Annotated in this window: 15 protein-coding genes and 8 pseudogenes; 11 read left to right on the top strand and 12 right to left on the bottom strand. The window is 67.5% G+C overall.

The genetic code is table 11. From position 1 onward, the window contains the following. Positions 1-12 precede the first annotated feature (12 nt). Positions 13-1319 (top strand): annotated as a pseudogene (gene purD / locus SY89_RS10435) (phosphoribosylamine--glycine ligase). 21 nt (positions 1320-1340) lie between these two features. Here purD and SY89_RS10430 read toward each other — a convergent pair. From SY89_RS10430 to SY89_RS10420, 3 genes are all read right to left on the bottom strand, one after another. Then, positions 1341-1520, bottom strand: a complete 180-nt coding sequence (locus tag SY89_RS10430) for a DUF7836 family putative zinc-binding protein (RefSeq protein WP_054584171.1) — start codon at positions 1518-1520, stop codon at positions 1341-1343. Positions 1521-1563: 43 nt separating this feature from the next. Next, complete coding sequence (locus tag SY89_RS10425) at positions 1564-2175, bottom strand: DUF6517 family protein (RefSeq protein ID WP_054584170.1); 612 nt, start codon at positions 2173-2175, stop codon at positions 1564-1566. Positions 2176-2258: 83 nt separating this feature from the next. Continuing rightward, entirely contained in the window at positions 2259-2828 is a 570-nt protein-coding gene (locus SY89_RS10420) for a hypothetical protein (RefSeq protein ID WP_054584169.1), read from the bottom strand. Between the two features lie 260 nt (positions 2829-3088). Here SY89_RS10420 and SY89_RS10415 point away from each other — a divergent pair. The 3 genes and pseudogenes from SY89_RS10415 (at position 3089) to SY89_RS10405 (ending at position 8362) form a co-directional block, all read left to right on the top strand. Further along, positions 3089-5504 (top strand): annotated as a pseudogene (locus SY89_RS10415) (ATP-dependent DNA helicase). A 219-nt stretch (positions 5505-5723) separates the two neighbouring features. After that, positions 5724-7116 (top strand): annotated as a pseudogene (locus tag SY89_RS10410) (short-chain fatty acid transporter). Between the two features lie 25 nt (positions 7117-7141). Then, on the top strand, positions 7142-8362 hold the full coding sequence (locus tag SY89_RS10405) for an MFS transporter (protein WP_054584168.1): 1221 nt from the start codon (positions 7142-7144) through the stop codon (positions 8360-8362). Between the two features lie 10 nt (positions 8363-8372). On the opposite strand, the gene SY89_RS10400 is transcribed toward SY89_RS10405, so the two are convergent. The 4 genes from SY89_RS10400 to SY89_RS10385 form a co-directional block, all read right to left on the bottom strand. After that, positions 8373-8627 (bottom strand): hypothetical protein, encoded by a 255-nt coding sequence (locus SY89_RS10400; RefSeq protein WP_144427187.1) that lies wholly within the window; start codon positions 8625-8627, stop codon positions 8373-8375. After that, positions 8624-8866 (bottom strand): hypothetical protein, encoded by a 243-nt coding sequence (locus tag SY89_RS10395; RefSeq protein ID WP_054584166.1) that lies wholly within the window; start codon positions 8864-8866, stop codon positions 8624-8626. The genes SY89_RS10400 and SY89_RS10395 overlap by 4 nt, the downstream gene beginning before the upstream one ends. Before the next feature lie 124 nt (positions 8867-8990). Next, positions 8991-11150, bottom strand: coding sequence for a catalase/peroxidase HPI (katG, locus tag SY89_RS10390; protein WP_054584165.1), 2160 nt, complete (start codon positions 11148-11150; stop codon positions 8991-8993). A 638-nt stretch (positions 11151-11788) separates the two neighbouring features. Continuing rightward, the gene (locus SY89_RS10385; protein ID WP_054584164.1) at positions 11789-12034 is read right to left on the bottom strand and encodes a DUF7120 family protein; all 246 of its coding nucleotides are present in this window, start codon (positions 12032-12034) and stop codon (positions 11789-11791) included. 76 nt (positions 12035-12110) lie between these two features. Between SY89_RS10385 and SY89_RS10380 the strand changes: the two are divergent. Continuing rightward, positions 12111-13039 (top strand): annotated as a pseudogene (locus SY89_RS10380) (alpha/beta hydrolase). Positions 13040-13100: 61 nt separating this feature from the next. Here SY89_RS10380 and SY89_RS10375 read toward each other — a convergent pair. Together SY89_RS10375 and SY89_RS19855 are read right to left on the bottom strand one after the other, a co-directional pair. Continuing rightward, positions 13101-13724 carry a DUF7351 domain-containing protein gene (locus SY89_RS10375; RefSeq protein WP_463467457.1) on the bottom strand — a complete coding sequence of 208 codons (624 nt, stop codon included), beginning with the start codon at positions 13722-13724 and terminating at the stop codon, positions 13101-13103. Next, positions 13719-13859: pseudogene (locus tag SY89_RS19855) on the bottom strand (DUF7347 domain-containing protein); the annotation flags it as partial. The pseudogene SY89_RS19855 and the gene SY89_RS10375, both read right to left, overlap by 6 nt. A 280-nt stretch (positions 13860-14139) precedes the next feature. On the opposite strand from SY89_RS19855, the gene SY89_RS10370 reads away from it, so the two are divergent. Both SY89_RS10370 and SY89_RS17720 read left to right on the top strand, forming a co-directional pair. Next, on the top strand, positions 14140-14679 hold the full coding sequence (locus tag SY89_RS10370; RefSeq protein WP_204374447.1) for a class I SAM-dependent methyltransferase: 540 nt from the start codon (positions 14140-14142) through the stop codon (positions 14677-14679). Beyond that, positions 14676-14840 (top strand): hypothetical protein, encoded by a 165-nt coding sequence (locus SY89_RS17720; protein ID WP_204374446.1) that lies wholly within the window; start codon positions 14676-14678, stop codon positions 14838-14840. Before SY89_RS10370 ends, SY89_RS17720 begins: the two co-directional genes overlap by 4 nt. A gap of 11 nt (positions 14841-14851) precedes the next feature. Here the strand turns inward: SY89_RS17720 and SY89_RS10365 are convergent, their stop codons facing one another. Together SY89_RS10365 and SY89_RS10360 are read right to left on the bottom strand one after the other, a co-directional pair. After that, on the bottom strand, positions 14852-16837 hold the full coding sequence (locus tag SY89_RS10365) for a S9 family peptidase (protein ID WP_239685596.1): 1986 nt from the start codon (positions 16835-16837) through the stop codon (positions 14852-14854). Positions 16838-17094: 257 nt separating this feature from the next. Beyond that, positions 17095-18425 (bottom strand): annotated as a pseudogene (locus SY89_RS10360) (sodium:calcium antiporter). Between the two features lie 379 nt (positions 18426-18804). On the opposite strand from SY89_RS10360, the gene SY89_RS10355 reads away from it, so the two are divergent. Continuing rightward, entirely contained in the window at positions 18805-19617 is an 813-nt protein-coding gene (locus SY89_RS10355) for a ParA family protein (protein ID WP_054584160.1), read from the top strand. Continuing rightward, positions 19610-19933, top strand: coding sequence for a hypothetical protein (locus SY89_RS10350; protein WP_054584159.1), 324 nt, complete (start codon positions 19610-19612; stop codon positions 19931-19933). The genes SY89_RS10355 and SY89_RS10350 overlap by 8 nt, the downstream gene beginning before the upstream one ends. A gap of 29 nt (positions 19934-19962) precedes the next feature. Here the strand turns inward: SY89_RS10350 and SY89_RS10345 are convergent, their stop codons facing one another. Then, positions 19963-21816 (bottom strand): ABC transporter substrate-binding protein, encoded by a 1854-nt coding sequence (locus SY89_RS10345; protein ID WP_054584158.1) that lies wholly within the window; start codon positions 21814-21816, stop codon positions 19963-19965. 138 nt (positions 21817-21954) lie between these two features. Between SY89_RS10345 and SY89_RS10340 the strand changes: the two are divergent. Further along, positions 21955-22969: pseudogene (locus SY89_RS10340) on the top strand (ABC transporter permease). Then, positions 22966-24414: pseudogene (locus SY89_RS10335) on the top strand (ABC transporter permease); the annotation flags it as partial. The pseudogenes SY89_RS10340 and SY89_RS10335, both read left to right, overlap by 4 nt. Positions 24415-24423 lie beyond the last annotated feature (9 nt).

The raw sequence follows: 24423 nt of genomic DNA, 5'->3' as shown, positions 1-24423 counted from the left end.
TACGTTCCGGGCATGTCCGAGACCGTGCTGGTTGTCGGCGGTGGCGGCCGGGAGCACGCGATCACGCGTGCGCTGGCCCCCGACGCGGATGTCTATGCGCTTTCGAGCAACCGTAACCCCGGGATCGCCGCGCTCGCGGCCGGAACCGAGACGGCCGACGAGACCGACACCGACGCGATCGTCGGTTACGCCGCATCCGTCGGCGCCGACGCGGCGGTCGTGGGACCGGAGGCGGCGCTCGCGGCGGGCGTCGCCGACGCGCTGAACGCCGCGGGCGTGTTCACGTTCGGGCCGACTGCCGAGGCGGCCCGGATCGAGACGGACAAAGCGTTCCAGCGGGAGTTCATGGCCGACAACGACATCCCCGGAACGCCCGAGTTCGAAACGTTCGACGACGCCACGACGGCAGCAGAGTACGTCGCGTCAGTTGAGCAGGACGTGGCGGTCAAGCCCGCGGGACTCACTGGGGGAAAGGGGTGCGCGTGACCGGCGACCAGGTGAGCCACGAGGCGGCTGCCGCGTACGTTCGCGAGAGTGACCACGACGAGTGGGTGATAGAGGAGCGCCTGGTCGGCGAGGAGTTCACCGTCCAGGCGTTCGTCGCCGATGGCGAGGTTCGGCCGACGCCCGCCGTCCAGGACCACAAACGCGCTTACGAGGGCGACGAGGGGCCGAACACGGGCGGGATGGGGAGCTACAGCGACGCGGGGCCGACGCTCCCGTTCATGACGCAGGCAGAGTACCACGACGCAGTCGACGTGCTCGAGGCGGTCGTCGACGCGCTCCCCGAGTACACGGGTGTGCTGTACGGCCAGTTCATGCTGACCGCCGAGGGGCCGAAGGTGGTGGAGTTCAACGCCCGCTTCGGCGACCCCGAGGCGATGAACGTGCTTCCGGTGATGGAGACACCCCTGCTCGACTTCGTCGTCGCCGCGAGGGCGGGCGAACCGCTCCCCGAACCGCGCTTCGACAACCGCGCGACGGTCTGTAAGTACGCCGTTCCGGCGGGCTATCCGACCGATCCCGATTCGGGCGCCGAGATCGCGGTGGACGAGTCGACCGTCGACGCCGCTGCGGCGGCTCACGACGGCGACGCGCTGCTGTTCTACGCGTCAGTCGACGCCCGTGACGGGGGGCTGTTTACCACCACCTCGCGGTCGTTCGCGGTCGTGGGCGTCGCCGACGACATCCGGACGGCGGAAGCGATCGCCTCGGAGGCACTCGCTGCTGCGGGCGACGGGCTCCGGGTTCGGGAGGATATCGGGACTGAGGAGCTGGTCAACTCGCGAGTCGACCACATGGCGTCGCTGCGAGACTGAGCGGCGGGAACGAAGCGCGCGCTACTCGAACTGCTGGACGACTTCGAGGTCGCGATCGGTCCGCATGAACTGTGCGAGCCGGCGAGTCGCGTGACAGTCCGGGCAACTGAGGTTCTGGTCGGAATCTGGAAGGTCGCTGGGGCTCGACTCCCACTCCTTGTTACACTCCGGGCACAGTAGACGGACGAACGCTTCGACCATGTACCTCCGTGGGACCCGATAGCCGATAAAGCTTGTCGCGGACTCAGGCGGGGTGCGTCAGGTTCGCCATCAGCTGGCGGATGTTGGGTCCCTCCTCGTCCTCCCGCTCCTGCGGAAAGATCCCCATGGGTACCACCACGTCCGACTCGTGGTTGAAGTTCGCGATGAGCAGGAACACCGGCACCTCGTTGCCGTCGACGGTGACCGTCGCAGACAGCTTCGTCACGGTTCGGCTCGATCCGAGCACGTCGACCTCCTCCTCGGACTCGCGGCTCACGTCGCTCATGCCGTCGAACCGCTGTTGGAAGCGCTGGGCGAGCTCCTTGTTGCTCATGTTCGAGATGGGGTTGAACGTTTGCCCCGCGACGTTGACCTGGGGAGACGTGAACGCCGCGAACACCCCGATATCTGAGCTTCCAAACATCCCGAGGTCGATCTCTTTCCGGTACTCGGTCACCGTGTTGGTAATCTCCACGTCCTGGCCCGCGAACGTCCGCGTCATCGTTGGCTCGCGCTGGTCGGTCTGTTCGTACCCCGTCTCGCCGGTGTCGGTCACCGCGTACTCGGCGCTGAAACTCGTCGATCCGCTACAGCCAGCCAGGCCGGCGATACCGGCGACCGTCAGCGTACCAACTGCTCGGCGGGTTAGCTCCATGAAGGGCAGTTCCCGGGAGACAAGTATAAACTTCGTGGCCGTCGTGGCGCGAGAACGACACGTCGTCGGGGAGTTGGCAGGGCTCAGCTCCCGGGGAGGATGTCCCCGAGTGCCCCACCGATCGCCATCCCGACGAAACAGATAGCCGTCTGGCAGAGCGCCACCCACGGCTCCGTCCAGTCGACCCGACCCCAGCCGGTCATCATCGCGAACGCGGCGAGCGCGGCGATCGTGAGCAGGCCAGCCGGGCGGCGCGGGATCACGCCGAAGTACGGATCCACGACGCGGACGTCCTGGATCTCCGCAACGTAGAGTAGGCCGGCGACGATGGCGATCCCCGACAGGACGGTCCCGACGAAGTAGAGCGGATGGAGTGCGAGGTACTCGCCCGCCTCCAGGGTCCCGCCCTCGATCGCCATCGGGATCCCGAACACGACGCTCCCGACCAGCGCCTCCGCGGCGTCGTGGCGATCGAACCCACGTATCACTCGGCCGAACACGGGCGGCGTCTCGTCGATGCGTCTGGCCATCCGGATGGTGTCGCGCACACGGGACTGGGTGTCCTCGTCCTCGTCGGCGACCGCGAGCTCGAGCGCTTCGAGCTCATCGAGCAAGTCGTCGACGTCCGGCTCCTCCTCGGTTTCGGCGGCCATTCAGCCACCTCCCGTCGTGATCGTGATGGTGTTGGGGACGCCCCGACTCGCCCCAACGGCGTTGCTCGTCATGCCCCAGAGCGCGGCGGCACCACGGGTAAGCGTTTGGCTGACAGGCGAGGGCTCGTCTCACGTGGGATGTCTCGCACTCCGGCCCCGTCTCCCACGCGGCGGGTTTCAGGTCACGTGGGCGCTGGTCCCGCCATCACGCTTGAGGGTTCGTCCGGCTACTCAAGTAGGAAGGCGCGACCACGTCCGACATGCCTAAACTGGCCGCCGCCCAGTCGTCGGTAGTGAGTTGGCGCGACCTGTTCGGCCACCCCGAACCCTACCCCGAGCAGCGCGACGGCATCGAGGCGGCCGTCGAAGCGGCGGAGAACGACGGCTTTCTCGCGCTGGAGGGAGCCTGCGGTACGGGGAAGACGATGCTCGCGCTCTCGGCGGGGCTGGATCGCGTGCGCGATCCGGACTCGACGTTCGAGCGCGTGCTGGTGTTGACGAGCGTCAAGCAGCAACTGCGCCAGTTCGAGGACGACCTCCGGACGATCAACGAGCACCTCCCGGACGAGTACGATCCGGTCTCGGGACTCACCCTCGTCGGCAAGGCCGACGTGTGTCCCTACGCCCGCGAGAACCGCGGCGGCGTCGACGACGAGAACGTCTACGACCGGTGTGAGGGCCTTCGCGAGCGGACCCGGAACCTCGTCGGCGACGGCGGGCCGACCACGGCGGACGCGCTAGCGAGTCAGGCCCGCAGCCAGCAGGTCGGGATCGCCGACTCGGGGAGGGGCGGCGCCGACTACCTCGAGACCGCCGGGGAGCCCACCCCGTACCGGCCGGAGACGGAGGAGTACGGCACCGGAACCGGGAGCACGGAGTACTGCCCGTTCTACGCGCAGTACCTCGCCGACCTCCCGAGGACGGCGACCCGGCGGAGGCCGTCCCGTTCGACTTCACCGATCGGGGATTGATCGACACCGAGGAACTGGTCAGTCTCGCCGCGGGCCACGGCAGCTGCCCGCACTCGATCATGGGCACGATCCTGGGCCACATGGAGGTCGTGATCGGGAACTACTACCACGCGTTCGACCCCACCACGTCGGGGCAGTTCACCGGGGCGCTCGTCGATGAGTCGACGTTCGTCGTCTGTGACGAGGCCCACATGCTCGAACCACGTGTGCGGGCGCTCGTGAGCGACGGCGTGGGCGACCGGACGCTCCGTGACGCGGTTTCGGAGCTGACTCGGATCGTCCAAGCCGTCGAGTTCGACGACGCCGCCACCCCGTCCACGGGCGGCGACGACGCCGATCTCGTCCGCGGCGAACTGCAGGAGAGCGACGTGAAACTCGACGAACTCCGGACGCTTCGGGATCTCTGTGAGTCGCTCCGCGAGGAGTTGGGCCGGCGGGTGACGGCCCACCTCGACAGCGAGCGGCCGGGTTGGCGGGCGGAGCTGACAGACCTCGACGACGCCGAACTCCCGCTTCGGGACCCCGAGACGCCCGAAACAGACGAGATAACCGAGTGGGCCCAACGGGAGGGGTTCGACGAGGCGGTCTGGTCGCGCGCCGAGGTCGTCGGCGCGGTCGTCGCCCGGATCCTGAACGAACTCGAGGACGAGGACACCTCCCGAGCCGTCACGGCGGTCGGTCGGGTGCTGAACGCTTGGTACCGCGAGGACCACGAGTCGTTCTTCCGGGAGATCGAACTCGAGCGCACGTGGGACGAGGCCGAACGCCCGGACTCGTGGCGCCGTGCGTACAACGCTCGGCTCGCCTTGCACAACTGCGTCCCCAGCCGGGCGATCGGCGACCGGCTCGCGGAGTTCGGCGGCGGCGTGCTGATGTCGGCGACGCTCGAACCGCTCGACGTGTTCCGGGAGGTGACCGGCCTGAACCACCTCGAACGCGAGGGTCGCCCCGTCACGACCCGGAGCTACGGCCTGGGGTTCCCTGAGGAACACCGCGAGTCCTTCGCCGTCGACGCCCCGAAGTTCACCTACGGGAACCGTGGTGACCCGGGGGAGGAAACGGAGTGTCGGCGACTCCACGTCGACGCCGCCGCCACGATCGCACGATCCCCGGGGAACGTCCTCGTCGGGATGCCCAGCTACGGCGAAGCCGAGTGGATGGCCGCGGAACTCGAGGACCGACTCGATAAGCCCGTACTGCTCGACAGCTCCTCGACGGACGAGGTGACCCAGGAGCTCAAAGCCGAGTTCTTCCGGGGCGAGCCGAAGGTGCTGGTGACGAGCATCCGCGGCACGCTCACCGAGGGCGTCGACTACCAGGGCGACCGGCTCGCCGCCGCGGTGGTCTGTGGCGTCCCGATCATCAACACCGCGTCCCCGCGGACCCGAGCGGTGCGGACGGCGTACGACCGCGAGTTCGGCGGTGGATCTGCCGGCGACGGGAGCGGGCGGGGGGCACGGCCCGCAGTGGGTTCGAGACGGCGCTCACCGTCCCCGCAGTTCGCAAGGCTCGCCAGGCCATCGGCCGCGTCATCCGTGGCCCCGAGGAAGTGGGGATCCGCGCGCTCGTCGACGCCCGGTACGCCCGGACGTCGTGGAACTCGGTTCGGGAGTATCTCCCCGAACGGGAGCGCGAGGAGTTTCAGCCTGTCTCGCCGGACATGCTCGAGTTGGGTGTCGAGCGGTTCTGGGACCAGCACCGCTGAGCCGCGATATCCGTCGGGGGGTCGTCCATCTTCTTCCCTGTAAAGGACCTGCCAGTTCGTGGCGGGAACGGTGGAGTCGGCAATGGCTGTCGGAGCCGTGAGACGATATGGGGAGCTACTCTCACTATCCTGAACTATTTATACCCGCCAATCAAGCACGGTGAGTGTATGTCAACAAGCGACAGTGGTGGTGGCGTTATCGAACGCATCGGATTCCGGATGTCCGAGTTCGTCGAACGGTGGATGCCGAGCCCGTTCGTGTTCGCAATCCTCCTGACGTACATCGTGTTCGTCGGGGGCTTGCAACCGGATCGGGGCCGGTCGACCTGCTCCAGTACTGGTACGACGGCTTCTGGGCGTTCCTCGGCTTCTCGATGCAGATGGTGTTGATCCTGATGACCGGGTTCGTCATCGCCTATCACCCGCGGGTGAACGACCTGCTCCAGCGCCTCGCCCGCGTCCCGGCGACCGGGGCACAGGCCGCGGCGTTCGTGGGGTTCATCTCGATGTCGCTGGCCTGGATCCACTGGGGGTTCAGCCTCATCATGGGCGCCATCTTCGCCCGGGAGATGGGCAAGGCGGCCCACGAGGAGGGGATCGACGCCCACTACCCACTGCTCGCGGTGGGTGGCTACATGGGCCTCGGGCTGACGTGGCACTGGGGGCTCTCCGCGTCGGCGCCGCTGCAGCTGACCGACGCCAACAACATCGGTGAGGGGACGGGGTTCGACTTCCTCACGTCGACGATCCCCGCGGCCGAGACCATCTTCCACCCCTACGCCATCGCACTCACCATCCTGTCGATCATCTTCGCGACGCTGGTGCTGTACGTCCTGGCGCCGTCGGGCGACCGTGCGAAGGGGATCACCGAGTACGTCGACGAGGGGGAACTGTTCGACGCGACCGGCGGCGGCGCCGGCGACGAGGCGGCCGCCGAGGCTGCCGCGGAAGCCGTCGACGACGGACCGGCAGGCGACGGCCGGCTTCCGTCCGAGCGACTGAACAACAGCCGCGTGCTCGGGGGCTTGTCGCACTGCTTGGGGTACTGATCCTCGCTGCACAGTTCGCCCAGAGCGGGATGGGCGCGTTCACGCTGAACGCAGTCAACTTCGGCTTCCTGTTCGCCGGACTGTTGGTGTATCAGCGACCGTCGTACTACCGCGAGCGGTTCAACGACGCCGCCGGCGCCGCGGCGGGCATCGTGCTCCTGTTCCCGTTCTTCGCGGGGATCCAGGGGATCATGACCGGCGCTGGGCTGGCGACGCTGCTCGCGGAGGCGCTGCTCAGCGTGTCCACGGCCGGAACGTACCCCGTTATCGCGTGGCTGACGGGCGCCATCGCGAACCTGTTCGTCCCCTCCGGCGGCGGCGAGTGGCTCGTCGTCGGGCCGTCGGTGCTGCAGGCCGCACAGGATCTGGGCGTCCCCTACGGCCAGGCGACCATCGCCTACGCGGTCGGTGACGCGCACACGAACCTGCTGAACCCGTTCTGGGCGCTCCCGCTGCTGGCGATCACGGGCGTGAAGGCCCGGGAGATGTTCGGCTACGCGATCGCGATGCTGCTGGCGCTGATCCCGTTCCTCGCGATCGTGCTGTGGGCCGTACCGTACTGAACCGCACCCCGACTCGCCCTCCACCATGCGTCGCCCGTACTACGGCTGGGCCGTCGTCGCGGCCTCGTTTCTCGGCACGTTCGTCGTGTTCGGCCTGAGCTACTCCTTCGGCGTCTTCCTCGAACGCATCGCCGACGCCTTCGGCGGCTCGCGGGGGCTGAGTTCGCTCGCCTTCGGCGTCCAGACCGTCGCCATCTACGTCGGTGCGAGCGGGCTAGGCGTCCTCGTCGATCGGTACGGCACCCGCAGGCTGCTCGCCGCCGGCACGCTCCTGACGGTCGGCGGGCTGGCGGCGGCGAGTCGGGCCCCGACGCTGTCGACGTTGATCCTGAGCTACGGGGCCCTCACGGGCGTGGGCCTGAGCGTCGTCTACGTCGTCGCCTACGGGACGGTCACGCGCTGGTTCGACCGTCGACTCGGCCTCGCCGGCGGACTCTCCTCGGCGGGCCTTGGCGTAGGGATGTTCGTCGTCGTCCCCTCGGCGGCGTGGCTGCTCACGCAGTCGGGCTGGCGCACGGTGCTGCTCTGGCTGGCCGCGATCTCCGGGGCGGTTCTGCTGCTCTCGTCGCTGCTCATCCGTGACGATCCCACGGCTGTGGACGTCGATCCGCCGGCAGGAGAGTTCCCGGGCACGCCACCGACGCCGAACCGTCAGCCCCTGCGCGAGCAGCTCGGCGGCGTGAAGCAGGTCGCGCTCACGCCGGCGTTCGGGCTGTTGGCCGTCGGCTGGCTGCTGGTGTACGCCACGCTGTACGCCGTGCTCGCCCACTTGGTGCTGTACGCGGCGGGGCTCGGCGTCCCGGGCTGGGTCGGCCCGTGGGCACTGGCGACGATCGGTCTCACGAGCGCGGTCGGTCGTGTCGGAATCGGCCACATCGCCGACACGGCCGGCCGACTGCGGACGTTCGTGGTCTGCTCGGCGGCGATGGGGGGTGCGACGCTGTGGCTGGTCGTCGCCGACTCGACCGCGGGCGTGTTCGCGTTCGCGGTCGCGTACGGGCTGGCCTACGGCGGCAACGGGGCGCTGCTCTCCCCGTTGACGGCGTCGCTGTTCGGCCGCGAGCAGATCAACGCGGTGTTCGGCCTGCTCTCGATGGCGTTCGCCGTCTCGGGGCTGCTCGCACCCCCGGCGGCCGGCGCGGCCTACGACGCGCTGGGGACGTACGACCCGGCGTTTTTCGTCGCCGGCGTGGCCGCGGTCGTCGGCGCCGGGGCGATCCGGGTGGCGGGCAGGTGGGCTCGCTGAGGCCGCTCCGTCACTTCTCCCGTGACCGTTCTTCGGCGTGTTCGAACGTCGATGCGGCGCCGATGAGGAACGCGATGATCGCCGTCACCACCGCGATCGAGCCGATCGCGCCAACGGCGATCGTCGACAGCGCCGGGGGGAGTACTGTCGTCGCGGTGAACACGAACGTCGCCGTCACGGCGGCGATGACCGTGACGATGCGGAGGAACCGCTCCCACGCGATCTCCTCGAACATGGTGGGCTGGGCCGAACTGTCCGCGCTCATAGTTCACCCGTGACGCCCTCGTACTCGTCCTCGGTGAACGTGTTCCCGAGCGAGTGGACCGAGTGGGAGACCCAGAGCCCGGCCGTGAAGTTCACGAACGCCACAAACGAGACGAGTTGGAGCTGGCCCGAGAGGAGGAACGCCGAGGCGATCGCGGCGACGAACGTCACGGCCATCAGCGAGTGAACGACGAGCGAACGGGTACCGAACTCCCGGAGCCGCTTCAGTTGTTCGTACATTAATGCTTATTGGTTCCCCCAATTAATGAGTATTCCCCGCTGAGGCGCTGGCCAGCCGGAATCGGGGAGTTCGAAAGCGAATCAGGGGCCGGGAAAAAACGAGCGGCGGCGGCCGTTTGTGGAGTTACTGCAGGTCGAAGCGATCGTTCCGCATGACCTTCGTCCAGGCGTCGACGAAGTCCTCGACGAACTGCTCCTCGCCGTCGTCGGCCGCGTACACGTCGGCGGTGGCGCGGAGTCGAGCGTTCGAACCGAAGATGAGGTCCAGCCGGGTCGCCTCCCACTCGACCTCGCCGGTCTCGCGGTTGCGGACCTCGAACAGCTCGTCGTCCTCGGAGGCCGACTCCCACTCGTACTGCATGTCGAGCAGGTTCGCGAAGAAGTCGTTCGTCAGCGTTCCTCGCTCTTCGGTGAGGACGCCGCGGTCGGTGTCCTGATACGTCGCGCCGAGTGTGCGCATGCCGCCGACCAGCACCGTCAGCTCCGGCACCGTCAGGTTCAGCAGCTCGGCCTTGTCGACCATCCGGTGCTCGGGGTTCTCGTACATGTCGTCGTAGTCACCGCTCCCGAGGTAGTTCCGGAACGCGTCGACTTTCGGCTCGAGATGCTCGAACGATTCGGCGTCGGTCTGCTCGGCGGTCGCGTCGGTTCGGCCGGGCTCGAACGGCACCGTCACGTCGTAGCCGGCGTCGGCTGCCGCCTGCTCGACGGCCGCGTTGCCGCCCAGCACGATCAGGTCGGCGAGGGAGACGCGCACGTCGTCGTCGCGGGAGTCGTTGAACGCCGCCTGGATCCCTTCGAGCGTCTCGAGCACCGTCTCCAGCTCTTCAGGCTCGTTGACCTCCCAGCTCCGCTGGGGTTCGAGCCGGATGCGGCCGCCGTTGGCGCCGCCGCGCTTGTCGCTGTCGCGGTACGTCGACGCCGACGCCCACGCGGTCTTGACCAGCTGGGTGCGGGAGAGCTCCGAGTCGAGGAGCTCCGTTTTCAGCTCGGCGATTTCCTCGTCGCCGACGAACTCGTAGTCGGCGTCCGGAATCGGGTCCTGCCAGACCATCGTCTCGTCGGGGACCTCCGGCCCGAGGTAGCGCTCGGGCGGGCCCATGTCGCGGTGGAGGAGCTTGTACCAGGCTCGCGCGAACGCCTCCTGGAACTCGTCGGGGTTCTCCTGGAAGCGCTCCAGCACCGCGCGGTAGTCGTCGTCGTGCTTCAGCGCCACGTCGGTCGTCAGCATCATCGGCTCCTCGGACTCCGAGGGGTCCTGTGCGCCCGGCGCGTCCTCGACGCTGTCGGCGTCGACGGGCTTCCACTGCCACGCGCCGCCGGGGCCCTTGACCGAGGTCCACTCGTGGTCGAGCAGGTTGTCGACGTAGCCCATGTCCCACTCGATCGGCGAGTCGGTCCAGGGACCCTCGATACCGCTCGTGATCATCCCGCCGATGTCGTCGAGGTCCTGGTCCCAGCCCAGCCCCTGATCCTCGATGGGGGCCGCCTCCGGCTCGGGGCCGAGGTGCTCCTCGGGGTTGTCCGCGCCGTGGACCTTCCCGAACGTGTGGCCGCCGGCGATGAGCGCGACGGTCTCCTCGTCGTTCATCGCCATCTTGGTGAACTCCTCGCGGATGTTCGCCGCCGAACCCTCCACGTCGGGCTCGCCGTACGGGCCCTCGGGGTTGACGTAGATCAGGCCCATCACGGTGTTCGCGAGCGGGTCCTTCAGGTTGCCAACTTCGCCGTCCTCGTAGCGCTCGGGCGAGGTCTCCTCCCACTCTTCCTCCGGGCCCCAGACGGTCGCCTCGTTGGACTTGAACTCGTCATCGCGGCCGCCCGCGAAACCGAACGTCTCGAACCCCATCGTCTCCAGGGCGACGTTGCCGGCGAGGACGATCAGGTCGCCCCAGGAGAGCTTCCGGCCGTACTTCAGCTTGACCGGCTGCAGGAGGCGCCGCGCCTTGTCGAGGTTGATGTTGTCCGGCCAGCTACTCTCCGGCGGGAGCCGCTGCAGCCCGCCCGAGGCCCCGGCGCGGCCGTCGGCGGTCCGGTACGTCCCGGCGCTGTGCCACGCCATCCGGATGAAGAACGGGCCGTACGTGCCGTAGTCCGCCGGCCACCAGTCCTTCGAGTCCATCATCACCTGCCGGATGTCGTTTTTCACCTCCTCGAAGTCCAGCTTCTGGAACTCCTCGGCGTAGTCGAACTCCTCCCCGTACGGGCTCACGTCCCGTGCGTTGTCGTCGAGGATGTCCACGTTGAGTAGCTGTGGCCACCACTCTTGGTTGGTCTTAGCCATCGTACAACAGATGACCCTTCCGCGTATTAAGGTTGTTCAACTCGGTAATGGTCTTCTGATTGAAAAAGGAAATACAGCCTTGTAGCAACTGAAATTGCCAAACAACAAAAACACTGTGCGTGTTCGAAACTCGATTTCTGTACGAAGGTGCTGTTACGAGGATAGCGGGGCAAAAAGTACGATTCAGCACGCAGTACGGTCGAATCGCGCTCACCCACCTTACACCCTGAGCTTCGGCCGGCCGTCGTGGGATGCGGTACCGTCCGCTCCGTCGGCTGGGTGTCACTGCTGCGCCGATCGGACTGACTCCCGTATCGATCGAGGGATCGGCGGCGAGCGCCCCCACCGAACCGGGCTCATCTGATAGTTTTCCCCCGGGTGAACTCCTCGATATAGCCATCATTTAATGGTCTTCACACCGTACTGCGCCGATGCGGTAAGGAAGACACCCAACCGTGACGCCGACGCATTCCGGCATCCCCCCACCACCCCACATCGTAACGGTTCGGAGTGACGGACACGTCCTCGCCCGCGTCACACCGGGCGTGGTCTTCCTTACTTGCTTTTGGCCGCTGTGTCTGGAAGTTCCTGCGAGAAAGTGACTCCGCGCCGGTGACCGATTCACCCGGGTAGCCGCGTTAGAACGTCGGTTCGTCGTCGCTTCCGCCTTCCTGCATCGCGGGGTCCTGTTGGTCCTCGACAGTCTGGGTGAACAGGTCGCTGTCCATCTCTTCGGTGGGCTCTTCTTCGATGTCGTACGCCGAGACGCCGCGCTGGAGGAGATCCTCGACGGCGCGCTCGCGGTTGAGGAACTCGCCGGACTCCACGAGACGGTTGAGTTCGCCGGTGATGCGGTCGGGGAGGTCGACCTCGATCTGCGCCATATCATCCCCTCTACGCTGGAGCGGTGTGAACTTTCCGCTCGATGCTTATATGCGCCGGCGCGCCGAACCCCGCTCCGTGCAAGCGGACGCGATCGACCCCCAGGCGAAGGCGGCGCTGCAGCGTCGACGGGTCTCACTCCCGCACAGTCGGATCGGGCTCAAACTCCTCCGGCCCGTCGCCCGGCTCGCGAGCCGCTACCGGGTTCGAAACCGCCCGCTGTCGGCTCGGTGACGGACCTGGTGCTCCCGGGGCCAGGCGGCGATATTCGGATGCGACGCTACCGGCCGGACACGGACGGCGACGTACCCACGGTGGTGTTCTTCCACGGCGGCGGCTACGTGATCGGCGGGCTGGAGACCCACGACGTGCTCTGTCGGCGGCTCACCCGCGAGAGCGGCTGTGCGGTGCTCTCTGTCGCCTACCGCCTGGCGCCCGAACACCCGTTCCCGGCGGCCGTCGAGGACTGCTACGCCGCGACGGAGTGGGCCGCCGCGAACCCGGCGCGGCTCGGCGGCGCCGACGGGCTCGCGGTCGCCGGCGACAGTGCGGGCGGCACGCTCGCGGCCGTCGTCGCACTGATGGCCGCCGAGCGCGGCGGACCCGAGCTCGCCCATCAGGCGCTGCTCTACCCGGCCACGGGCGTCGAACCGAGCCAGGAGTCGGTGCAGCAGAACGCGGGCATCGTCCTCGACGAGTCGGACCTGGCGTTCTTCGAGAAGTGTTACCTCGACAGCGAGATCCACCGTCGCAACCCCTACGCCGACCCGAGCAACGCGGCCGATCTCTCGTCGGTCGCGCCGGCGACGGTGATCACGGCCGGGTTCGACCCGCTCCGGGATGCGGGCAACGGGTACGCCGAGCAACTGCTCGCCGACGGCGTCGACGTGCGCTACGAGAACTACCCGTCGCAGGTACACGGGTTCGCGACGATGGCGATCGACGCTGCCGAAGACGTGGCCGCGGGCGTCGGGCGGGATCTCGGGACGGCGCTCGGTGTCAGGTGACTGTCGTTCGGGCGTCGCGAACTCGACTCGTACACTTTCTCTCGCGATAGCGATTGTCGGCTCAGTGCCGGCGTTCCACGTTCGTCACGCGCCCGTCGGCCTCGATCCGGGCGCTGACACTCTCCGAATCGGTGCCGAACGTGACTTCGACCGTCAGTGGCTCGTCGCACACTGTCTGAACGCGTGACTCGATACTGTTCCACAGTTGAGTCGGGTGTCGTCGGTCTGTCGCCATCCCGTGTTCGCGGAAGAACCCCTCGACGATCGGGTGGTAGGTAACCAATGTCGCCCCCGAGAGCGTCGTGACGGTGTCACACCGACGGCACTCGAAGCGAACCGTCGAAGGGGTCGGATCGTCGGCTTCGGGGTCGACGCCGTCGGTGAGTCGACGCTCGGTTCGGCCGGTACAGACACTGCAGAAGCCAGACCGGATTCGCTGGACTCTGGCGCGGTACCACTGCATCACTGCCGTCGGGAGTTCGTCTACCGGGACCGAATCCAGCGCGCCGGGCGGGATCGGGATGACTGCCCCGGAGTCACACGTCTGGCACTGGAGGCGGGCGTATCCGTCCTCGTAGCCCAGCGTGAACGCTCCGCCACACTGCAGGCAGTCCCAGTCGAGCGGGATCGGGGCCACCGTCGCTTCGGCGTCGTACGTGCCGGCGAGAATGGCGCCGACGACCATCCGGCCGGCGTAGGTGAGTTCGTACCCCTCGTCGGTTTTGGCGACGAACGAACCCACCAACCGCGACAGGTGGTAGTTGAAGTTCCCCGTATCCGTCATCGACACGGCGTCGAACAGTTCGGAGAACGACTTGCGCTCGTCGGGGGATCTGCAAGTGCCCGGAGGGCCTCGACTCGTGTCTCGTCGGCGAGGCGGCCGAACACCTCCGCCGCTGACTGTCGGCGTATCGACGGCGTCTGCTCCTCCATCCGTGCCGAGTGGTTACGGCCTCCGAGATTTATAGCTGGCTCAGGCGGAGGAAAGGTCAGATGAACAACAGTACTGCGTTGCTGAAAATCACTATTGGCCACCGCGCCCTCCTCGGTTCCATGTCGAACGAGACAGACGAGGAGCAAGCACGAGTTTGGTGGGACGCGTGGGCCGAGACGTTTCAGGAGGAGGGCGGACACTCCATCGCGATCGCCTTCGGGCCCGGGCCCCGGAGGGTGACGATCTGGGGCTCCTCGGGGACGTCGACGGTTCGGACGCCATCGAACTCGGCTGTGGCGGTGCGCAGTTCGGCATCGCGCTCGCCGAGCAGGGCGCGAACGTGACCGGCGTCGACATCTCGGCTGAACAGCTTTCACACGCCCGTGACCTCGCGGCCGAGCGCGGCGTCGATATGGCGTTCGTCCAAAGCAGCGTGACCGACCTAGCGGACGTGGAGTCGGGGGCGTTCGATTTGGCGTTCTCGGCGTTCGCGTTCCAGTGGGTAGAAAACCTACAGGCCTGTTTCGACGAGGCCTACCGAGTGCTTCGCCCGGGGGACGGCTCGTGTTCAGCGTCGACCACCCCTACTACAAGCTTCTCGACCCCGAGACGGGGGAGATCGCGACGAGCTACTTCGACGACGAGCCACGCCGCGGGTACAGCGAGTCGCTCGAAGCGGAGATGGTGGTGTATCGACGGCGCGTGAGCGAAATCGTGAACGCGCTCGTCGACGCCGGGTTCGAGGTCGAACGTATCGAAGAGCCCGGGTACGCCGACCCCGACGCCTACGAGAGCGACTTCGGGAGCTTCGAGCCGGAACTGATGGCGAAGGTGCCGCCGACGCTCGTGGTCGCCGCCGAAAAGTAGTCCCCTGACGCTCAGTGGTCCTCGAACCAGCTCTCCAGCTCTTCGAGTCGGTGGATCGCGCGGTCGGGGTCGCCGATGTTGTGGTGCTCGCCGGGGTAGATCACCAGCCGCGAGTCGACGCCCTGCTTCCGGACGGAGACGAACAGCTGTTCGGCCTGCGTCGGCGGGCAGCGCCAGTCCTCCTCGCCGGCCGTGATGAGCAGGGGCGTGTCGACCTGGTCCACGTCGGTGATCGAGGAGATCTCGCGGTAGGTGTCGACGTTCTCCCAGGGCAGTCCGAACTCGTCTTCGTGCCACAGGTGGTTGTCGTCGGTGCCGAACGTGGCGTAGAAGTCGTAGATCCCGTGCTCGGCGGCGGCGCCGGCGAAGATGTCGGTCTTGGTGACTGCCGCAGCCGTGGTGATCCCGCCGTAGGAGAACCCCGTGAGGTAGAGGCGGTCCTCGTCGGCCCAGCCCTCCTCGACGAGATGCTCGACGCCGGTTTTCACGTCGTCGACCTCCTTGTCGCCCCGGGTGCCCCGGAGGCGTTCGGCGAACTCCTGACCGTAGGACGTCGAGCCACGGTAGTTGGTCCGGAGAACGATGTACCCCTTGCTCGTCCAGAACAGTTGGTCGAAGCCAAAGGCCGGCGAGTCGTAGGACATCGGCCCGCCGTGGACCGAGGAGACCACGGGATGGGGGTCGGGATCCTCGGGGTCGAACCCCGGCGGGAGGTACGCGAGGCCGTGGATCGTGACGCCGTCGGAGTTCTCCCACGAGACCCGGACACAGTCGTGTGGTTCGTCGACGAGCTCGGCGTTGACCTGGCTGACCTGTGCGAGCCCCGCCTCGTCGGCTTCGGCGCCTTTCTCCGCATCCAGCCCCTCGCGGCCCATCGCGTAGATGTCGGCGCCGTCCTCGGGATCGTCCATCCGGAACGCGAGGGTGCTGCCGTCGTCGCTGGCGGCGAGCCCCGACACGGACCGACTGCGACCCTGGGCGACGAACACGCGCTCGGGGTCGTCCGCGTCGGCGTCGAGGCGCACCATCCGGGTGTTCCCCTCGTCGCCGAACAGCCCCACGAGCGTGTCGTCGTCGAGCCACTGGGGGTTGCCGCCGAACGCGATCGTCCGGTCGAGCGACTCGGAGACGGAGTCGAGCTCGCCCGTCTCCACGTCCAGGACGTACGCCTCGGTCGGCTTGTACCAGTTGTACGGTTCGCCGCCGCCGAGCGCGATCCGCTCGCCGTCCGGCGACCACTCGAGGCCGGCGAGCCGAAGCCCGGCGTCGGTGACCTGCTCGTAGCCCGTGCCGTCGGGGCGGATGGTGTACACGTTCCGGACGTGGGTGTCGTCGGGGTCCGTCTCGTGCTGGGCGACGAAGGCGATGCGGTCGCCGTCGGGCGACCACGCCGGCTGGAGGCCGTTCCGGTCGCCCTTCTCCTCGTCGTCGTACGCGTGGTCCAACCGGACGGTCTCCCGACTTTCGACATCGACGACGAACAGGTACGTCGTCACCTCGTCCATCCAGCCCGCCCCGTCGCCTTTGTGCTGGAGGCGATCGATCTCGATGGGGCCGTCGTCGTTACGCTGCCTGAGGTACTCCTCGTCTTCTTCGGTCGGGTCGCGAGCGGCGACGACGAGGCGCTCGCCGTCGGGCGCCCAGTCGAACTCCGCGACGCCGTAGTCGCGGTCAGTCACCTGGCGGGCGTCGCCGCCGCGGGTCATGTCGAACGACCACACCTGTGGCTTCGGGCCGTCGCCGACGGGCTCGCCGTTCTCCTCCTCGTCCTCCTCTTCCTCCTCGACTTCGGAGCCGTTCTCCACGGCGAGGCCGGCGTCGGTGTTGCGAGCCGCGACGAACGCGAGTCGGTCGCCGTCGGGCGACCACTGTGGGCTCGAAGCGCTGGAGGCGCGGGTTAGTCGGTACGGCTCCGCTGAGCCGTCGGTCGGCGCGACGAACAGCGACGTGTGGCGGTCGTCTTCCTCGGCGTCGAACTCGCTGACCAGAAACGCCACGCGCTCCCCGTCGGGGGAGACGGCGGCACCGGACGCGATCGAGAAGTCGTAGAACCGCTCGGGGTGAGTTCGTCCACGGGCAGAGTGTGAACCGAGTGATCAAAAACGTACGCCCCGCGGCCGTTCTGTGGGTCAGTACGCGTCGCGGGATGTCGTCCGCCGCGGCCGACCAGTGCCTGGGCGATCAGTCGCCCTCGTCGGCTGACAGCGTGCCGACGAGATCAGTCGTCCGCCGCGGCCGACCGGCGCCGCGACGATCAGTCGTCGCTGAAGGGGTGTTCCTCGGGATCGCCGTGGACGGCACTCCGGAGGATCTGGCGCGTGTCGCGGACGAGTCGGACCAGCTCACCGCTTCGGGTGGCGAACAGACCGAGCGCGAGGGCGACGTACACCAGCGTGAACAGGTGGAGCAGATCGATCTCCGTGATTGGGAGGTGGATGATCTCCCGGAGCGCGAGGAACTCGAGAATCACCTGCGAGATGAACAGTACCAGCAGCAGGATCGCCTCACGGACGTCGATCTCGAAGTTGAGGATCAACGCGATGGCGAACAGCGACTGCGCGGCCGTGATCCAGATCTCGGCGGCCTGTTTGGCGTCGAACGCCAGCGCGCCGTACTCCCGAGCGCGATCGAGTGGACGATCACCAGCGTCCCGATCAGCAGCGTCCACTGGTTCAGCTTCGAGGAGATGAGCGCGTTGAACCCGGCCGTCGAGCGGGCCTTCCGCACCAACACGACGACGACGATGAGTTCCGGCGACTCGGAGGCCAACGGCGCGATCCACTGGATCATGAAGAAGGAAGGGACGCCGATGTCCTCGCCCAGTAGCTCGAGGCTGTGAGCGAACGGCTCGACGGCGGTGAAGATGATCAGCCCGGAGAACAGAAACAGCGCGATCACCGTCAGCGCCCGGAACGGGTTCGGGATTCGCCCCAGCATCGCCGGGACGCCGACGTGTTCGACGTCCTCCTCGGGCTCACCCCGGAGGACGACGCCGATGTAGAGCACGTACAGCCCCACGAGAAACGCCATGTCGAAGATGTCGATCCCGGCGCCGAGCGGGACGAGGAACGCCCACAGCGTCGCCGCCAGCAGGAACGCGACTTCGAGGCTGATGTCTCGATCGAGCGAGACGGCGTTTTTCAGGAACCCGCTGTTGCTCTTCACCGCAGGATCCTTGCTCGCCCCGGCGCGGTAGACGGTGAACAGCGCGATGCCGGCCCAGCCGATTCCGATCAGGATGCGGTTCGCGCCGGTCATGTTCGCGACGGCGAGGTTGCCGGCTTCGGCGCCGGCGGGCGTGCCGGCCTGGACGCCCGCCTGCCAGGCGTACAGTGCGTCGACGGCGTACTCCGGGGCGACGGCCAGCACCGCCAGTACGGCGATGGCGAAGGCCCGGGGCACGTCCTTCTCTGCGGTTTCGGCGCCCCACGTCAGGAGAAACGACGCCCCGAGGATGCCGATACCGGCGACGGCCACGGTCGGTCCCGCCGTCAGTCCGTGGGCGCTCCCGGTTAGCCACCCGCCCAACCACGGGAGGGTCAGTATCGTTGCAGCGACCAACACTGCGAGCTTTCTCGTGTTCATCCCAGTTGGACTGAGCGAACACCGGGTTCGGTAAAAACCACAGGATAGCGAAGACACGGCCGAATTGGTCGGGATGAGCGGCGCTACCGCCGATTCAGCCCCGATCCCGCTCTGGCGGTGAAACGCGCGTGAGAAGCCGTCTACTGCACGGATCCGCCGCTTGTCGGGCAAAACGAACGGTGGGCCGTGAGGCGGCGTGGGTTGGCTAGCAAAATTTTTGGAAATTTGAAGATGTCCAGCGTGTATCGACGGTCTACGCATCGTGAGAACTCTTAAGTAGTCGCCGCCGGAGCATCGAACGTATGCTTCCGGACGCAGCGGTCGTGCGAAGGGGGACGCGTCGGGACACACGACGCCCGCGCCGTGAGGTGGCTGCCTGATGGGGCGGGCGGTCAGCGTCTCGCTCCAGAAAGGCGGCGTCGGCAAGACCACCATCGCGATCAACCTCGCGGACGCCCTCGCGGACCGGGGCCACGACGTGTTGCTGGTCGACCTCGACCAACAGGGCAACGCCACGGAGGGTGTCGGCCTGAAGGCGGCCTACGAGCGCGATAGCCCCCACGTCGGCGACGTGCTCACCGACGACGACCCCGTCGACGCGTCGGAGGTCGTCGTCGAACGCGACGCGTTCGACGTGCTGCCGGCCCACGTGGATCTCGACGAGATCGAGGACCGCATCCGGAACTCCACGTTCGGGATGCTGTGGGTCCGGCGCCGGATCGTCGAACCGCTGCTCGACGACGCCTACGACTACATCGTCGTCGACTCGCCGCCGAGTCTCGGGCCGCTCTCGGACGCGGCGCTGATCGGGACGGGCAGCGTCATCGTGCCGCTGTTGATGAGCGAGCCCAGCGTCAGCGGCTTCGAGCGCATGTGGGACCAGCAGGTCGTCCCCATCCGGAACGAGGTGGAGCTGGAGCTGCTCGCGGTCGTGCCGAACGACCTCTCGGGCAACAACGAGGAGCGACGCATCATCGAGGATCTGGAAGACTCGCCGTTCGAGGAACATCTCCCGGCGTTCTGCCAGTCCGACGAGTTCGACGACCCCGACTCCCCGGGGCCGGGGATCCGCCACCGCATCGCGTTCAGCCGGGCGTGGCGGGACGGAGAGACGCTCCGGGAGTACGACCCAGACAACGACATGCTCGACAGACTCGACCAACTCGCCGAGATCGTGGAGAACGATGCCTGACGACAACCGATTCGCCGGCCTCTCAGATGCCGACGAGGGCGCCGACGACGCCGAGGAACCGGCCGATGAGGAAGCGGAGGAGGGCGGCGGCCCCGCCTTCGAGTTCGACGCGACGACGGCCAAGAGCATCTACGTCCGCCCCGAGACCCTCGAGACGCTCGAGGACGCCGAGTTCGAGGTGGAGATGCTGCTGCGCCGGGAGCACGGGATCCGCGACGTGACCGGGCGGGAGTTCCACGACGCCGCGGTGCGTGTGCTCGCGGACCACCCCGAGGAGGTCGTCGAGCAGATCCTCGCGGAACGCGACGCGGAGTAGCGGCGGTCGTTCTTAAAAAAGGGCCCCGATCAGTTGGGCTGGGCGTCGGTGTCGATCTCGACGTCGCTGTACTTGCCGAGCGCGCCGAGCTGGCCGAACTGCGGCATGTCCACCCAGTCGTAGCTGAACCGCTCGTTTGCGGGGTAGCCGTAGTTGATCAGCGCACAGTCCTCCCAGTTGGCCTCCTCGAGCTTGCGGATCGCCTCGGCGCGCGCCTGCCGGTCCGCCTCGGTGTCACGCTTGTTGTTCTGCATCGTCTGCCAGGCCTCGCGGGCGCGCTGGGAGGCGTCGGTCTCGGTCCAGTTCAGGCCGACGAGCGGCGGCGCGTCGACGCCCTCCTGGTTGGTGGTTTGCGTGTTCGGCGGGTACAGCAGCGCGAGCACGTTCATCGGGTCGGCCCACGCCATCCCCCAGGAGCCGAGCCCGGAGTCGCGGTTGCCCGCGAACTCGCGGTCGAGCAGCGTCGAGAACTCCGCGGTGTTGATCGTGAGTTCGATGTGGGCGGCCGAGAGCTGGTCACGCAGGTCCCCGGCGATCTGGCTGTTGGTCGAGCCGGGGGTGTTGATGATCTCGAACTCGTACGGGTCGTCCTGACTGTAACCGGCCTCCTCCATCAGCTGGCGGGCGGACTCGATGTCGGACTCGTTGTAGCCGTAGGGGTAGTTCTCGCGGGCGTGCTCCTCGGCGGCCTCCGGGCCGCCCGGCCAGAGCGACTTCGGCGTCATGTGGTAGCCCGGCGTCTGGCGTCCCTTGTACGCGTCGTCGGCCAACTCCTCGTGGTTCATCACGTACGCGACCGCCTTCCGGGCCGGCTCGATCACGTTGTTCGTGTTGAACAGCATGAAGCTGGTCGAGAGCCCGGCGATCCGGAGGTAGTCGACGGTCTCGTCGTTCTGGAGCGGGCCGTACGTCCCGATCTGGCGGCCGATGTCGTCGGTCTCGTCGACGGTGACCTTCCCCGGGTCGTACTGTGCGTTGGGGATGGGGAACGCGTCGACGTTCCGGTTCATCGCGTAGTTGAACTGGGCGTTGGGGTCGGCGATCACCTGCCAGTGGACCCGGTCGATGCTCGGTTCGTCGCCGTAGTAGTCGTCGAACGCGACCACCGACGCCTCGTTGTCGGGGCTCCAGTTCTCGAACTCGAAGGGCCCGGTGCCGACGGGCTCGCTGGTGAACTCGTCGTAGGCTATCTGGCCGTCGTACCCGTCGATGTCGCCGACGATCCCCTCCGGCACGATGACGAACGAGGAGTCGGCCATGATGTCGATGCCGGCGTAGTACGGCGAGGAGAGCGTCACTTCGACGGTGTACTCGTCGACGGCCTCGACGCCGAGGCTGCCGGGGACGTAGTTCCCCTCGTCGTCGGTCTCGTGTTCCACGCCGAGGTCGCCGAGCAGCACGTAGTCCGAGGTGGAGTTGCTCGACCCGGCCAGTCGCTCCCAGGAGTAGACGACCGCGTCGGCGGTGACCTCGTCGCCGTTGTGCGCGACCACGTTCTCCCGAAGCGAGAACGTGTAGACGGTGCCGTCGTCGGAGACGTCGACGCTCTCGGCGATCGCGTTGGTCACGTCCGCGGTTCCGTGGGGCTTGCCCACGAGCCCGTCGAACATCTGGGCGACCTTCTCGGACTCCGTCGTGAGCACGGTCGCGATCGGATCGAGCGTGTTCGCCGACTCGTTGATGAGCCGGAGCGTCGTCTGATCGTCGCTCCCGGCCGGCGTGTCGTCGCCGCTGGTCTCGGTGTCGGTGTCCGTGTCGGTTCCCAGTTCGCCCGGCGGCGTCTCCTCGCCGCCATCGGTACAGCCCGCGAGCGCCCCCGCGGCCGCCAGCCCGCCTGTCGCTTTGAGGAACTGCCGTCGTTGCAGTTCGTCTGAATCAGCCATACCCGTTTCTGTTTGAGCCAACGGTTAGGTGTTGCGGTGGTTTCACAAGGCTCGTTTCTGAGGAGAAATACGTTCCCCCAGGCGATTCGGACGGCTGGGGAAGACGTATTAACGGGCGGCTAATTGATCCGCCCACGAATGAGTCGCTGGAGTTACTTCGCGCGCAGGGTCCTCCTGATGATCCCGATCGTCTTCTTCGGGACTACCATCACCTTCGTCATTCTCCGGATGGGGCCGATCGATCCGGCGGCGGCGGTGATCGGGGCGTCGGGTGACACCGAGGCGTACCAGTCCGTGCGGCGGAGCCTCGGACTCGACCAACCACTCTGGCTCCAGTACGTCGACTACCTCGGTGATCTGTTCACGCTGCAGTTCGGCTACTCGTGGGTCGTCAACCGCGGCCGGCCGGTCTGGGAGCTGATCGGCGTCTACGCCCCCGAACTATCTGGCTCGGGTTCTGGTCGGTGATGCTCCCGCTGTTCGTGGGGCTGCCGCTGGGGTTCTACGCCGGCCTCAACCCCAACACGCTGAGCGACTACGTCGCGTCCTTCGGCGGCATCGTCTGGCGGGCGATGCCCAACTTCTGGCTCGCGGTGATCTTCGTGGCGGTCCTGACCCAGTCCGAACAGCTGTTCGGCTTCCAGTGGGAGTCCTGGCTCGTCGAGACGAACATCGTCACGCCGCCGGATCTCTCCGAACTCTGGGCCCCCGGAACTTCCTCGGGGCGTTCAAGGCTATCTTGCCCGCCGCGCTCGTCCTCGGGTCGGCGTCGATGGGCAACGAGATGCGGATCGGCCGGACTGCGGTACTGGAGACGAAAAACGAGAACTACGTCGAAACGGCCCGCGCGAAGGGCGTCCCCGGCCGGAAGATCGTCTACAAACACGTGTTCCGGAACGCGCTCATCCCGCTGGTGCCGATCATCACCGGCGAGGCGTTCCTGCTCCTCGGCGGCAGCGTGCTCGTCGAGACCGTGTTCAGCATCAACGGGCTCGGCTACCTGTTCTACGCGGCGACGATCAACGCCGACCTGCCGCTGGTGGGCTCGCTGATGTTCTTCTTCATCCTGCTCTCGGTCGGGATCAACATCGTCCAGGACCTGCTGTACACGTTGATCGATCCCCGCGTCGGCTACGGGGGTGATGGCGCATGAGCGTCGTCGACGACGAGGACGCGACGCTTCGCGAACGGCTGACCGACGAGCCCGGCCCCGCGCTTCGCGTGTTCGCGGTCGTCGCCGCCCTGGTCGCCGTCGAGTTCGGCGCGCTCGCGAACCTCGTGATGAGCCTCCCGTGGGACGCCGTCGGTGCGGCGCTGCCCGGCTTCGTGCAGGGGGTCGCGGCGACGCTCGCGGGCGTCGGCGACGCGCTCGCCGGCCTCCCGACGCTGCTCTCGCGCTCGGTGATCGACAACGCCGGCTACCAGCTCCCCTCCGGCGAGTGGGAGGGGACGTTCATGGGGCTCTCGCCGGCGGTCGCGTGGGCGATCCGTGTCGTGCTGATCTACGCCTACGGGTTCGTCTGGCTGCTCGTCGGCTGGTGGAGCTACCTCGTCTACCGCGACAACTACCGCCACGCCAACTGGGCGCCCGTCGACGACATGGTCGGGCGCTTCCGCAACCACTCCTGGGGCTGTTCGGGCTGGCGATCATCTTCGCCTTCGTCGTGCTTGCGGTGTTCGCGCCGGCGCTCGGCCCGACGACCGTCGACGCCAACATCGCCGACCCGTACCTCCACACCATCGAGTACTACAGCGAGGAGACCGGCGGCGTCGAGGAGATGTACGTCGGCGACGCCAACGGCGACGCCCAGTCCCGCGGCCAGGGCGGCGAGAACGTCGGCCCGCTGAGCTACGACCAGTACGACCGCTTCCACCCCTTCGGAACCTTGCCGAGCGGGAAGGACTTGTTCACGTTCATGGCGGCCGGGGCGCGGGTGTCGCTGTTCATCGGCGTCGCGAGCCTCGCGCTCGCGGGCGGGGCCGCGGTCGTGTTCGCGCTCGCGACGGCGTACTACAAGGGGCTGGTCGATCTGGGGATCGTGATCACGAGCGACTCGATCCAGGCGATGCCCCAACTGCTGGTGATCATGCTCGCCTCGTTCGTCCTTTCGGGCACCTGGCTGGCGAACCTCTACAACGGGGTGTCGTGCTCGCGCTCCTGTTCGGGCTGACGGGCTGGCCCGGGCTCTGGCGGGCGGTGCGTGGCCCCGCACTCCAGGTCTCCGAGCGGGAGTGGATCGACGCCGCCAAGAGCTTCGGGCAGCGCCCCTCGGTTACGATGCGGAAACACATGCTCCCGTACGTGGTGGGCTACCTGCTGATCTACGCCTCGCTCACGCTGGGGGCGTCATCATCGGCGTCGCCGGGCTCTCCTTCCTCGGGCTGGGGATCAACGCCCCCACGCCCGAGTGGGGACGGGCGGTCAGCGCGGGCCAGCCGTACGTCGCCACGCCCTCGTGGCACATCTCGCTCCTCCCCGGAATCCTGATCGTGATCGTCGTCACGGGCTTCAACGCCCTGGGTGACGGGATCCGCGACGCGATCGACCCACAGAGCGACGTCGACACCGGGCAACAGGATCAGTCCGCGGCCGCAGGGGTGGTGCCT

The organism is Halolamina pelagica (genome assembly GCF_001307315.1).
Classification (GTDB): Archaea; Halobacteriota; Halobacteria; order Halobacteriales; family Haloferacaceae; genus Halolamina; species Halolamina pelagica_B.
Note: the sequence above shows the minus strand (reverse complement) of the source record. Positions and strands in the feature narration are given on the sequence as shown.